A 12,671-nucleotide genomic window follows, 5' to 3' on the forward strand; every position below is an offset into this window, starting at 1 on the left:
GCCTTACTGCGACTTTCTAGCGCCTGCCCAGCCAAAGCCCCGCAGGCGCTGCCGGCCCTATTCGTTAAAGGGCGGCTAACGATAGGAGAATGCGACTTTACGTATATTTGAAATGGGGCTTGGCCCGCTCTTGCCCAATTGCTAGTTGTGTGCTGGGGAAGCCCGCTGGTGATTCATGCGGGAGGGGTAAGATCTTGTCGCGTTTCGTTTCTGTTCTGTGGGCGTTGTTCGCCCTGTTTGTCGTTGCGTTGTGTGTGCCGCAAGTGGCGATGGCCGCTCCGTCAGATGGTTGTACGGCGATCAATTCGACCTGGGGTACGGGTAAAATGCTCGCGGCCGGAGCTGAGCTATGGGATCAGTCCCTCCTTCTGAATGCTGGCGAAACGATTACGTATCACGCGACGACTTCCGGCAGTTTGAATGCGGGCAATGATCGTTATAGCGGAGCGGGTTTTGCGCTCTACACGGAAGGTCCCCCGACAAACTACGGTATCATCGTTGAAGAGTACGCAACATCGGTTAGTGAACTCAACCTGACCGGCACGCACACAGTGCCCGCCAGCGGCGAGTATGTCGTCTATGCCTGGAGCAACGTCAGCGGCGCGACGATACAGGCGACGGTGAGCTGCGTAGCACCGCCGTCGACGGATGCCACCTTGGCCAGCTTGTCGCTGACCGGAACCTCCCTGTCTCCGACGTTTGCGCCGGGCACGACATCCTATACGGCCTCTGTTCCCAATACGACGGCGTCGCTGACGGTGACACCCACGGTCAATGACGCGGGGGCGACCATCACGGTCAACGGAGTGGCCGTTGTTTCGGGGACGGCCTCTGGCCTGATCCCCCTTTCCGTCGGTTCGAACACGCTGACCACGGTGGTGACGGCCGAAGACGGCACGGCATCGAAGACCTACACGGTGAACGTGACCCGTGCGGCTTCGTCGAATGCCGACCTCGACAGCATGATCTTGAGTGATGGCACGCTATCGCCATCGTTTGCCGCAGCAACGACATCCTATACGGCGTCGGTGCCGAACGCGACGACGTCGCTGACGGTGACGTCAATGATCGGCCATTCGGCGGCGACATTGACGATCAATGGCGATCCGGTCGCCTCGAATGCGGCTTCCGGTGCGATTGCGCTCAATGTCGGCTCGAACACGGTGACGGCGGTGGTCACGGCCGAAGATGGCACGACCGTGAAAACCTATACCGTTACGGTGACACGCGCGCCTTCGGCAAATGCCGACTTGTCCGGCCTGGACTTGAGCGCCGGCACGCTGTCGCCGGCCTTTGCCTCCGGCACGGTTTCCTACACGGCTACAGTTCCCAATGCGGCGGCATCACTGACCGTGACGCCCACGGTCAGTGACACGACGGCGTCGGTCACAGTCAATGGGGTCGCCGTCGCGACGGGTACAGCTTCGGGCACGATCGCGCTTGCGGTCGGCACCAACGTCCTGACGACGGTGGTGACGGCCCAGGACGGTACGACGAAAACATATACGGTAACGGCGACGCGGGCCGCCTCTGCAAATGCCGACCTGTCGAGCCTGAGCCTGAGCGCCGGCACGCTATCTCCCGCCTTTGCGTTCGGTACGACCACCTACACGGCCTCGGTCCCCAATGCGACGACGTCGCTGACGGTGACGCCAGGGGTAAGCGATACGACAGCGACGATTACGGTCAATGGGGTGGCCGTCTCTTCGGGTGCAGCCTCGGGCACGATCGCGCTTGCGGTCGGAGCCAATGTCGTGACGACGGTCGTCACCGCTCAGGATGGCACGACGGTGAACACCTACACGGTGACGGTAACGCGTGCTGCGTCGTCGAATTCCGACCTGTCCGGCCTGGGCTTGAGTGCAGGCGCACTGTCTCCGGCGTTCGCATCCGGCACAACCAGCTACACGGCTTTCATTCCGAATACGACGACGTCGCTGACTGTGACGCCTGATGTCAGCGATACGACCGCAACGGTCACCGTCAATGGCGTGGCGGTGGCTTCGGGCGCTGCCTCCGGCTCGATCGCGCTTGCGGTCGGTCCGAATGTGCTGACCACGGTCGTGACAGCCGAGGACGGTACGACGAACACCTACACGGTCACAGTGACGCGCGCGCCGTCGACGAATGCAGACCTGTCCGGCCTGTCGCTCAGCAGCGGCACGCTGTCTCCGGCGTTTGCGACGGGCACGACGGCCTACACGGCCTCGGTCCCCAATGCCACGGCCTCATTGACGCTGACGCCGACCGCAAGCGATGCGACGGCGTCCATCACTGTCAACGGGGTAACAGTCGTGTCGGGTGCTGCCTCGGGCTCCGTCACGCTTGCGGTCGGCACCAACGTCGTCACGACGGTGGTGACGGCCCAGGATGGCACGACGCAGACGTCTTACACGCTGACGGTCACTCGTGCGGCCTCGACGAACGCCGAGTTGTCCGGGCTCGGCCTAAGCAGCGGCACGCTGTCACCGACATTCGCATCGGGCACGATGTCGTACACGGCTTCGGTTTCCAACGCGACGGCGTCGCTGACGGTGACACCGCTGGTCAGTGACGCAACGGCGACGGTGACGGTCAACGGCGTGGCCGTCGCGTCGGGCACCGCGTCCGGAGCGATAGCGCTTGCGGTCGGCTCCAACACGGTGACGACCGTGGTCACGGCCGGGGATGGTGCGACGCAGACGAGCTACACTGTTATCGTGACCCGTGCGCTTGCCGCTTCGACCGACGCCAATCTGTCGGGCCTGTCGTTGAGCATCGGCACGCTGTCTCCGGCCTTTTCGTCCGGCGCGACGTCCTATACGGCGTCGGTTCCAAATGCGACGGCGTCGTTGACGCTGACGCCGGTGGCAAGCGATGCGGCGGCGACAGTCACCGTCAACGGAGCGCCGGTCGCATCCGGCGCAGCTTCTGCCTCGATCCCGCTCTCAGTCGGCTCGAATACGCTGGCCACGGTCGTGACGGCGGAGGATGGCACCGTGAAGACCTATACGGTGACCGTCACCCGCGCCGCGCCAGCGGCCAACTTCACGTTCACGCCGGCGGCGGGCGCTCTTCCACCGGCGATGGCCGGCGAGAAATACGCGCAGCCGATATCGGCCGCGGGAGGTACCGGCGCTCTGCTCTACGCGGTGAGCGGCGGCACCCTTCCCAAGGGCATGGTCCTCAACGTTTCCACGGGCGAGTTGACCGGACCGCTGAGCAACGATGCCGAGGTCACGGATTACAGCTTTACGGTTTCCGTCACCGATGCCGCCGGCAGCACGGCGAGCGCCGCCTATACGCTGAAGGTCACGGCTCGCGAGGTCAGCGTCGCCGACCAGATCGTCAACGTTCCCGCGGGCTCATCGCCGCCAAATGTGTATTTGAATGGCGGGGCGACCGGTGGACCGTTCAGCGACGCGCAGGTCCTTACCGTGAGCCCCGCCAACGCCGGCAAAGCGGAGATTATCGAGGGGGAGCTGGCCCAGGTCGGTGCATTCGCTCCGGTTGGCTATTACCTGAAGTTTACACCGGATCCTGCTTTCTCCGGCCAGGCAAAGATCGGATACCAGCTGACGGCCGCCGCCGGAGCGTCGAATGTCGGTGTGATCACCTACAACTTGAGCTTCGACGCAGATGCCGTCATCGGCGAGATCGATTCACTGGTGCGAGGCTTTGTCCAGACCCGGCAAAATCTCCTGGCGTCAAGCATCCAGGTGCCGGGCCTGCTGGAGCGGCGCCGACTGCAGGCCGGAACCGACCCGGTGACGATGCGTCTGTCGCCCTCGACGGATGGGGTCGGCATGAGCTTTGCCACCAGCTTGGCTCAGCTCGAAGCGGCGAGAAACGCTGCAGACGGTATCGAAGGCGGCGAAGTTTCGCCGTTCAACGCATGGCTTGACGCCACGATGATGCTCCACAATCGGGAGCAGAACGATGATCGGTGGGGCGGCTTTGGCCTTCTTTCGGTCGGCGTTGATTATCTGCTCAACGAAAAGGCGCTGGTCGGGTTCTCGTTCCATCTCGATCATATGACCGATCCGACGGATGACGACGCCGAGATCCGTGGCACAGGCTGGCTTGCCGGACCGTATACGTCGCTCGAACTGGTGACGGGCATCTTCTTCAATACCAGTCTTCTCTATGGCGGTTCCAGCAACGATATCGATACCGCCTTCTTCGACGGCTCCTTCGATAGCAGCCGATGGATGTGGGACAGCTCCATCACCGGCCAATGGGACCTCAATGAGGAGACGGTCGTGATGCCGAAGCTGCGCGCCGTTTACCTCAATGAGAATGTCGAAGACTACGGCGTTCAGAATGTGGCTGGCGGCGATGTCGCTCTGGAAGGATTCACCCTCGAGCAGTTCCGGGTGAGCCTCGGGGCCGAGATCGAGCGGCAGTTTACACTGGAGAACGACATGACGCTCAAACCACGGCTCGGTGCCGCGGCCGGGTACTCCGGTCTCGATGGCAATGGCATGTTCGGTTCGGTGTTGGCTGGTTTGTCTCTGCAGGCGAACGAGAGCTGGGTTGTCGACGCAAACCTGCGCGTAACCGTGGAAGGCGATGGTGAGACCTATGCTGGTGCGCGCTTGGGGGTCGGCGGACGATTCTAGAGTGTCGCATCGTGCGTTTCCGCGGCTCCGCCTGAAGCGGAAACGCACGATGCGAATCCCTGGCAAAAAGATCAGATTGCACGACTTTCCGCAGCCGCTGTCGCCGAGATAGCGGCTGTTCGATCGAAAATGAGCACCGCCTTATTTCGATGACGAGCCGTCTTCGGCGGGCAGCCTCCTCGACGTTTCCTTGCGTCGCTCAATTGCGGATTGCTGATCGTTCGTCCGCCTGCTCTCGACGCGTGCAGCAGGGTCGAATGCGGCCTATAGCCCCAAATCGAACGGAAGCGTCAGATGAGGCCTGCGGGATGGCTGATGGATTTTGTGAAGGACAACGCAGCTGGCGTAAACGGCTGCGAGATTTCCGAACTCAGTAGCGTTGTGCTGCCGGCCTCTGCTCTTCTGACGGCGGCCGACGACTACGCGCCATTTGCCGATCCGCATCGCTCGACAGACGGGTCGCGTGTGGTTACATCGCTTGCCATGGAACTCCGCTTCAACCGTACCGCCTTCTTATTTTCCATCCTTCTGTTCGTCGTCCTCGTCGTGCTGGCAACGTGTGGGGCCGGATGGGGTTGGGTCCGCAGTTTTTCCGGCGATGTCCTTGCCGTGATGTGGGTGTACTGCACGCTGGCATCGGCGGTGAAAGCTCGACCCCAGCTGCTCGCCGGTATCGCCTTCCTGCTAGGCGTGGCGATCGAGCTTGCGCAGTATCTGGCGGCCAGTTTCGATATCCGCATTTCCAATCCCGTCTTGAGGATCGTGCTTGGAGCCACGCCGGACTGGTGGGATGTGCTCGCCTATGCGCTGGGTGCGGTCCTCGTGTTGGCCATCGCAATGCTCGGCCGCTTCCGGCACCGCCGTCACGTCGGTGCATACGCGCTTTGATCAGACGGAAGCGGGCGCTTTCGAAACCAGTCCCATTGCGCCCGAGACCAGACGCGCGACATGTGCCGTATCCGGCGCCTCGCCGAAAAGGATGCGGTACATGATCGGTGAGACGACGCGGTCCATGACGGCGTCGACCTCAGGAAATGCTTCGCCACGGTCCGCAGCGCGTGCTGCGATCACCTCAATCTGCTGCTTGGTGAAGTTGCAGCACTGATAGGCGCCGCTGCCGTCCTGCGCTGCCAGCACGTCACGTATCATCTCACGCCCGGGTTTCGAGGACATTTCCTCGGCGTATTGTTCGGCCCAGGCCAGAAGATCCTTGCCACCATTTCCGGTATCGACCGGCTGCATGTCGGGTTTCAGCCGTTCGACAGCGACATCTGCCAGGAGTTCCTGGATGTCGCCCCAACGGCGATAGATGGTCGAGGGCGTGACGCCCGCTTCGACGGCGATCATCGGAATGGTGATCTCTGCGCGCTCCATTCGTGTCATCAGAGCCTGAACGGCCCCGTGCACCGACGCCTGTACCCTGGCGCTTCGCCCGCCTGGACGGGGACCTTCCCTGCCTGCCATTCCAACCCTTCCTTCCGCGTGCTGCGCATGGATCAGAAACTTTCACTGCACCATAAACGCAAATTATTTGCTTTTATCGGCGTTCGTCCCTACATCGCCTAAACGCAACGATTTAGCGTTAAGGGCTATATAGATGTTCTCCTCTGCCAAATCCAGTGAGAGTGGCGGTCCGGCCGCCAACCCCATCGCCTTCCACGCGGTCACGCTTGCCACGTTCTTCGGCGCGTCGGCGGCACCAACGCCGCTTTACCGCATCTACCAGGAGAGCTTTGCCGCCTCGCCCGTGATGATGACCGGCATCTTCGCGGTCTACGCCTTCGCGCTTCTGTCCGCCCTGCTGATCGCCGGTTCGATATCCGACCATCTCGGCAGGAAGCCGGTGATTTTCGTTGCGCTGCTTCTCGAAATCGTGGGGATGGCGCTCTTCGTCGTTGCCGACGGACCGCCCTGGCTGATCGCGGCGCGTATCGTCCAGGGGTTTGCGACCGGCATTGCGGGCGCCTCTATCGGTGCGTCGCTGGTCGACGTCGATCGCGGCAGGGGCCAGCTCGTCAATTCGCTCGCGCCGCTGATCGGCATGGCCGTTGGCGCATTGGGCACCAGCGCGCTCATTCAATACGGGCCGTTTCCGCTTCACCTCGTTTATGGCCTGCTCCTGATCGGCTTTGCAGTGCTGGCGCTCGCGATATGGCTGACGCCGGAGACCGGCGGCAGACGCAGCGGCGCGCTGTCTTCGCTGAAGCCGACGATCGCCATTCCGCCTCAGATCAAGCGACCGCTGGCACTGGTGACGCCGATCAACATCGCCAACTGGGCGCTTGGGGGCTTCTATCTCTCGCTGATGCCCTCGCTCGTCGCGTCCGTCACCGGCAGCCGGGCACCGCTGACCGGTGGAGCCGTTGTCGCCACGTTGATGGCAGCCGGTGCCGTCAGCGTCTTCCTGCGCCGCTCGCGCAGTCCCCGGGCAAACGTGGCCTTCGGCGTCTCGGCCACGACCGCCGGTATGCTGATCGTGGTTGCCGGCACGCACCTCGCAAATGTGCCGGTCATGACCCTTGGCACCTTGCTAACCGGAGTCGGTTTCGGCACCAGCTTCCTCGGCATCATGGGCTCGATCATGCCGCTCGCCAAGGCGGATGAGCGCGCCGGGCTGCTTTCTGCCTTCTACATCCAGAGCTATCTCGCCTTCAGTCTGCCGGCGATGGCTGCAGGGTTTCTTGCAAAGACACTGGGCTATCAAACGACCACCGACATCTACGCCGCCGTCATCATCGTCACCGCGGTTGGAGGGCTGATGGCAAGCCGCGAGCGCCGGGCAGGGGTGTCGGCGGTTTCGTGATTGATCGTCGACGCCTCACATGGGGAACTTCGGGTCAAGAACTTTTAAAGGTCCATCGCATGTTTCCTTCGGTCGCTCTTTCGGCATCCAAGGCTGAGCCTGTTCGCGTGAACGGGCCTGTTTCCATTGCCGGTTCAAACTCACATTCGGTCGCCGCGCCGAGCGGCTGCACCATCATTCCGCTTGCGTTGCGGCAAAGGCTCAGGAGGACGAGACCATTCTTAGTAGCGGCGTTTGAAGCCATGTCGCGGATCGGTTCGTCCCCCTGGATCCGCCAGGATTGATCGCTCCTGGAAGATTAGAGAATGTGGCTTGTGTGCATTGTCAGGCCGTCTTTAACACCGCGCCCTCGATGACAACGCCGGCGATCACATATTTCCATAGAGCAACCAACAATTTGCGTGCCAGCGCCACGATCGCGCGCTTCTTCGCGCGCCCACCGCTGGATTGCACGCGGGCCGTAAACCACTGGCTCAACGCTGATTGCGGCTGATGGCGCAACCACAACCACGACAGTTGGATCATCGTGGTACGCAGGCGCGGGTTGCCCGCCTTCGAGACGCCTTGCTCGTGATCGATGGTTCCACTCTGCCAGGGTGTCGGTGCCAGCCCCGCGTACGCAGCAACCTGTCGCCGGTTGTCAAAATGGCGAAACAGCCCTTCGGTCCAGAGAACAGCCGCGAATTCCAGACCAATGCCTTTGACTTCGCACAACATCGCCCCAGTTGGGATCAGCGTTGCCGCCACGCTGTTCTTTTGCGCCGCCAGGAGCGTATCGCGCTCGTTCTCCACCGCTGTAATTTGCTCTAGCAACAATTCAAGGCGATCAAGTTCACGGCCTATTTGAGTTTTGAGGTGGGTCGGCAAAGGACGGCCATCACCCGTGTGAAGCTCGTCCAGTTGCTTGCGCCGGTTCTTGCGCAGCGGCTCGTAACCACTTATGCCCTGACCGAAGAGCAGGCCTTTAATGCGATTGACATGTTTGACGCGCTCGGCGATCAGAACCTTGCGCTCCCGGCAAAGGCGACGGCGATCTTCTTCCTCGGGGCTTGGCGCATTGACCATGGCGCACACCCGCGGCTCTCCGCGTTTGAAAGCCAACAGCGCTCGGACCAGCGCCTCACCATCCAATTTGTCCGTCTTCGCTCGCCGGCGCCTGCGCGAGGTTGCTATCGAGGCTGGATCGACGACGTAACTTTCTATCCCGTTCGCCTTCAGCACACGATCGATCCAGAAGCCGTCAAGCCCGGCTTCCTGAATGCTCACGATCGGAACCTGATTGCCCGTACGAGATCGCACCTTCTCCTGGAGCTGAGTAAAACGACCCAGCAATGCCGTCACATCGCCGCCAACCACAGAGTGCTTCGACATCTTCTCGCCGTTTCCCGGCGACAACGATGTGATCAGCCAGGTTGAGCGAGAGAGTTCCAACGACACGAAAATTGCGGCAAGATCAGTGCGGATAGCGGTCGGCGAATGCGGTTGGGAAGTTCCAGCTTCCATGACGGCGTCTCCTATGAGGTGAGTGCGTTATTGCAGCCTCACTCTGCCAGAGCGCCGGCCGCTATTCACTCCCCATGGAATCTTAGTTCGAGCGAGGAAAGTGTTTCACGATGGAATAGAGCTTCGTGACGCCCGTTATTCCTTCGGACCGGAGATACCGGTTCGCTTTTCAAGAAGGAGTTACGGGCATGAAGAACCACTGGAAATTGGGCGCCGCCCTCATCGCCGGCGTAACCGCCCTTGTCGGCACTGAGGCGCAGGCAAAGCAGAGCACCGCGCCGGTGCAATCCGTCGGCAGGCAGGCGGGCGGCCACAACGACGGCACGATCATTGGCAACAGCTCCTCCAACTCGTCGAGCAACTCCAGCTCGAATTCATCATCGAACAGCTCGTCCAATTCCAGTTCGAACGGCTCAGACCGCACGTATCGCTCCGGCAAGCTGTGGCATACGCGCTGACAGATGATCAAAAAAATTGAGCGGGGCCGGTGGACCGGTCCCCGCTTTTTGACGTTGGCAGCAGGTCAGCGCGTGGCCCGTGCCATCTTTCGATACCAGCCAGCCTCGACGTTTCGCCCGTCGTCGCGGATTTCGAGACGCACCGTGGCGGCCAATGGCAGGATCCAGCCTGATGTCATCGCGTCCAGGAATGGCATGCAGCGCTTGATGGTCAGGCCGTTGTCTCTGGCGGAAAGGTGCTGCGGGTCAGCTGCGGGCAGCCTGCGATACCATTCCGGCAGACTGGTTTTGGCGGCCACGGGCGGGGCGATGACCCCCAGGTCTTCCGGCTGGCAGAGGAATTGGATGCGTGGCGGTTCTTTCTTCCAAAAGTGCAACATGCCCGTTCTCCGTTCGGATGGGCGGAAGAACGGTCGGCGTCAGGGATTATTCCCCGTTCATTCAAAAGAACGCAAAGGCAGGCTGGACGGTAGCGTCAGATGCGGAGCCGAACCGCCGCAAGGGCGGATCAGTTCTGGTCGAGCGCCCGGGTGAGGCTGAGCGCTACCAGCGTGCAGATTGCACCGGAGATCAGATAGCCGCCGATGAAGACGATGCCGAAGCTGGTCGCAAGTCCAAGCGCCACCAGCGGTGCGAACGCCGCGCCGACGAGCCAAGCCAGGTCGGAGGTGAGTGCCGCTCCGGTGTAGCGGTAGTACTGGGTGAAGCGCGAGGAAACAGCGCCGGAGGCCTGGCCAAAGGTGAGGCCGAGGACGCCAAAGCCGATTAGGATATAGGCGTCCTGCCCGGCCCCGCCGGCGTCAAGAAGGAAGGGTGCGGAGAAACTGAAGATAGCGATCAGTGTCGCGCCGATCATCAGCTCGTTGCGGCGGCCGACGCGGTCGGCGATCAGGCCCGACACGATAATGCCGATCACGCCGACGGCTGCGCCTGCGACCTGGACCAGCAGGAACCGGGCAGCCGACTGTCCGCCGTTCAGGATGACCCAGCTCAGCGGGAAGATCGTCACCAGATGGAACATCGCAAAGCTTGCCAAAGGCACGAAGGCGCCGAGCACCACGTCCAGCGCGTGTTTGCTCAGCATTTCGAACACTGGCCGGGCTTGCAGCTCCTGTGCCTCCATCGCCGCGCCGAATTCCTTGCTGGCGACGATGCGCAGCCGGGCAAACAGCGCCACGACGTTGATCGCAAAAGCGACGAAGAACGGGTAGCGCCAGCCCCAGGAAAGGAAATCCTCCTCGGAAAGATTGGCGACGAAATAGCAGAAGATGATGCTGGCGAGGGCAAAGCCGATGGGCGCGCCGAGCTGGGGGATCATCGCATACCAGCCGCGGTGGTCCGGCGGTGCGTTGAGGTTGAGCAGGGATGCAAGCCCGTCCCATGCGCCGCCGAGCGCAAAACCCTGTCCAAGTCGGAAAAGCGCCAGCAGCGCCACCGCCCAGTAGCCGATGGTCTCGTAGCCGGGCAGAAAGGCAATCGAGGCCGTTGAGCCCCCGAGGATGACAAGGGCGATGGTCAGCTTGGTGCCGCGTCCGTAGTTGCGGTCGATCCACATGAAGACGAGTGAGCCGACCGGACGCGCGATAAAGGCCAGCGGAAAGATCGCAAACGACATCAGCGTGGCAGCGACCGGACTGGGAGCGAACGGGAAGATGAGCTTCGGGAAGACCAGGATCGAGCCGAGGCCGTAGACGAAGAAGTCGAAGAACTCCGACATCCGGCCGATGACCACGCCAATGGCGATGCTGCCTGGTGACAGTGGCTTGTCGTCATGGATGCGACGGGCGTCCCGCTCAAGGCCTGAAGACGTAGGATTGACGACCGAGCTCATGAATTCCTCCCGGCGATTTGTGCCGCCTCGTCGAAATGTTGATCAATCAACGCCCGAGATCAAGGAAGCGGCGAAAAAAAACGTGAACTCGTCGGCATCTTCCCAATGGTCAGCCGGCGAGGATGCACTAGATTGGGCATTTGCGGACGTCGCTGTCCATTCTGCTGCGATGCGACAGAATGTTGCAGTGCGACGAACGACCTCATTCCGCCGAGCCCGATACGCGATTAGTGCCGACTAGACAAAACGCAAATGGAGCCCGAAATGCCCACTCCATTGAAGCTCGCCGGACGATCGGCCGTTCTTCTATCGACCCTGGCCCTTGCCGGGTGCGACCTGGTCGTGATGTCGCCCTCCGGCGATATCGCGGCACAGCAGAGAGATCTGATCGTCGTTTCGACGATCCTCATGCTGATCATCATCGTGCCGGTGCTTTTCCTGACGCTGTTCTTCGCCTGGCGCTACCGCCAGTCCAACACGGCTGCCAAATACGATCCGGAATGGCATCACTCCACCGGGCTGGAAGTCGTCATCTGGTCTGCGCCGCTGGCGATCATCATTGCGCTCGGGGCCGTCACCTGGATCAGCACCCACAAGCTCGACCCCTACAGGCCGCTCGACCGGCTTGACGCCAATCGGCCTGTCCCCGCCGAGACGAAGCCTCTGACCGTCGAGGTCGTGGCGCTCGATTGGAAATGGCTGTTCTTCTATCCTGACTACGGCATCGCCACCGTCAACGAGATGGCAGCACCGGTGGACGTGCCAATCAATTTCAAGATCACCGCATCCTCGGTGATGAACTCCTTCTACGTCCCCGCCCTTGCCGGCATGATCTATGCAATGCCGGGCATGCAGACCAAGCTGCACGCCGTTATCAACAAGCCGGGCGAGTATGAAGGCCTGTCGTCCAACTATAGCGGCGACGGCTTCTCGCACATGCGCTTCAAGTTCCATGGGTTGGACCAGGCGGGCTTCGATCAGTGGGTCGCAAGGGTCAAGCAGAACGGCACCATGCTCAATCGCGACGCCTACCTGAAACTCGAAAAGCCGAGCACGAAGGAACCGGTCCGCTACTTTGCCGGCGTCGAGGACGGGCTTTACGAGGCGGTGCTGAACATGTGCGTGCGCAGCGGCCAGATGTGCATGAACGACATGATGCACATCGACATGATGGGCGGTGCCGGCGTCGAAAGTCATGAGAACCGCGCCAAGCTCGAGCACGACAACCGTCATGCCGGGGAAACGGGCCATGCGGGCGAAGCCGCACCCGGCGCCACCTTCCCGGCGACGGGCAATCCTTCGAAGAGCGAAGAGCCGGCCGAAGGTGTCGACAAAGAGCCGCAGTCGATGAACCACGACATGCACAACATGCACGGCGACAACGCAGCGCCTGTCGGGAACCAAGCCGGTCCGGCGCCTGCCCAGTTGAACAACGCCGGCACCACGAAGCCCTGACGGCCGCATTTCAAGAGAAT

Annotated in this window: 8 protein-coding genes and 1 pseudogene; 5 read left to right on the forward strand and 4 right to left on the reverse strand. The window is 61.8% G+C overall.

Going from position 1 to position 12,671, the window contains the following annotated elements; all coding sequences use genetic code 11:
* Positions 1-194 precede the first annotated feature (194 nt).
* The gene (locus J3R84_RS20665) at positions 195-4,601 is read left to right on the forward strand and encodes a cadherin-like beta sandwich domain-containing protein (protein ID WP_203529881.1); all 4,407 of its coding nucleotides are present in this window, start codon (positions 195-197) and stop codon (positions 4,599-4,601) included.
* Between the two features lie 315 nt (positions 4,602-4,916).
* Positions 4,917-5,489, forward strand: coding sequence for a ribosomal maturation YjgA family protein (locus tag J3R84_RS20670; RefSeq protein ID WP_225906541.1), 573 nt, complete (start codon positions 4,917-4,919; stop codon positions 5,487-5,489).
* Here the strand turns inward: J3R84_RS20670 and J3R84_RS20675 are convergent, their stop codons facing one another.
* Complete coding sequence (locus J3R84_RS20675) at positions 5,490-6,065, reverse strand: TetR/AcrR family transcriptional regulator (protein ID WP_025429531.1); 576 nt, start codon at positions 6,063-6,065, stop codon at positions 5,490-5,492.
* A gap of 133 nt (positions 6,066-6,198) precedes the next feature.
* Here J3R84_RS20675 and J3R84_RS20680 point away from each other — a divergent pair, with 133 nt between their 5' ends.
* Entirely contained in the window at positions 6,199-7,404 is a 1,206-nt protein-coding gene (locus tag J3R84_RS20680) for an MFS transporter (RefSeq protein WP_025429530.1), read from the forward strand.
* 324 nt (positions 7,405-7,728) lie between these two features.
* On the opposite strand, the gene J3R84_RS20685 is transcribed toward J3R84_RS20680, so the two are convergent.
* Positions 7,729-8,907 (reverse strand): IS110 family RNA-guided transposase, encoded by a 1,179-nt coding sequence (locus tag J3R84_RS20685; RefSeq protein ID WP_207932865.1) that lies wholly within the window; start codon positions 8,905-8,907, stop codon positions 7,729-7,731.
* Positions 8,908-9,095: 188 nt separating this feature from the next.
* Between J3R84_RS20685 and J3R84_RS20690 the strand changes: the two genes are divergently transcribed.
* Positions 9,096-9,365 carry a hypothetical protein gene (locus J3R84_RS20690; protein WP_113569668.1) on the forward strand — a complete coding sequence of 90 codons (270 nt, stop codon included), beginning with the start codon at positions 9,096-9,098 and terminating at the stop codon, positions 9,363-9,365.
* 95 nt (positions 9,366-9,460) lie between these two features.
* Here J3R84_RS20690 and J3R84_RS20695 read toward each other — a convergent pair.
* Positions 9,461-9,745 (reverse strand): annotated as a pseudogene (locus J3R84_RS20695) (DUF6065 family protein); the annotation flags it as partial.
* Between the two features lie 128 nt (positions 9,746-9,873).
* The gene (locus J3R84_RS20700; protein WP_057207630.1) at positions 9,874-11,196 is read right to left on the reverse strand and encodes an MFS transporter; all 1,323 of its coding nucleotides are present in this window, start codon (positions 11,194-11,196) and stop codon (positions 9,874-9,876) included.
* A 264-nt stretch (positions 11,197-11,460) separates the two neighbouring features.
* Between J3R84_RS20700 and cyoA the strand changes: the two genes are divergently transcribed.
* On the forward strand, positions 11,461-12,651 hold the full coding sequence (gene cyoA / locus J3R84_RS20705) for a ubiquinol oxidase subunit II (protein WP_113569666.1): 1,191 nt from the start codon (positions 11,461-11,463) through the stop codon (positions 12,649-12,651).
* Positions 12,652-12,671 lie beyond the last annotated feature (20 nt).

It is taken from the genome of Ensifer canadensis, assembly GCF_017488845.2.
Classification (GTDB): domain Bacteria; phylum Pseudomonadota; class Alphaproteobacteria; order Rhizobiales; family Rhizobiaceae; genus Ensifer; species Ensifer canadensis.

Bases quoted from the DNA above. Each gene is read 5' to 3' on its own strand.
- cyoA (WP_113569666.1), top strand. From the start codon at position 11,461: ATGCCCACTCCATTGAAGCTCGCCGGACGATCGGCCGTTCTTCTATCG.
- J3R84_RS20700 (WP_057207630.1), bottom strand. From the start codon at position 11,196: ATGAGCTCGGTCGTCAATCCTACGTCTTCAGGCCTTGAGCGGGACGCC.
- J3R84_RS20680 (WP_025429530.1), top strand. From the start codon at position 6,199: ATGTTCTCCTCTGCCAAATCCAGTGAGAGTGGCGGTCCGGCCGCCAAC.
- J3R84_RS20670 (WP_225906541.1), top strand. From the start codon at position 4,917: ATGGATTTTGTGAAGGACAACGCAGCTGGCGTAAACGGCTGCGAGATT.
- J3R84_RS20685 (WP_207932865.1), bottom strand. From the start codon at position 8,907: ATGGAAGCTGGAACTTCCCAACCGCATTCGCCGACCGCTATCCGCACT.
- J3R84_RS20690 (WP_113569668.1), top strand. From the start codon at position 9,096: ATGAAGAACCACTGGAAATTGGGCGCCGCCCTCATCGCCGGCGTAACC.
- J3R84_RS20675 (WP_025429531.1), bottom strand. From the start codon at position 6,065: ATGGCAGGCAGGGAAGGTCCCCGTCCAGGCGGGCGAAGCGCCAGGGTA.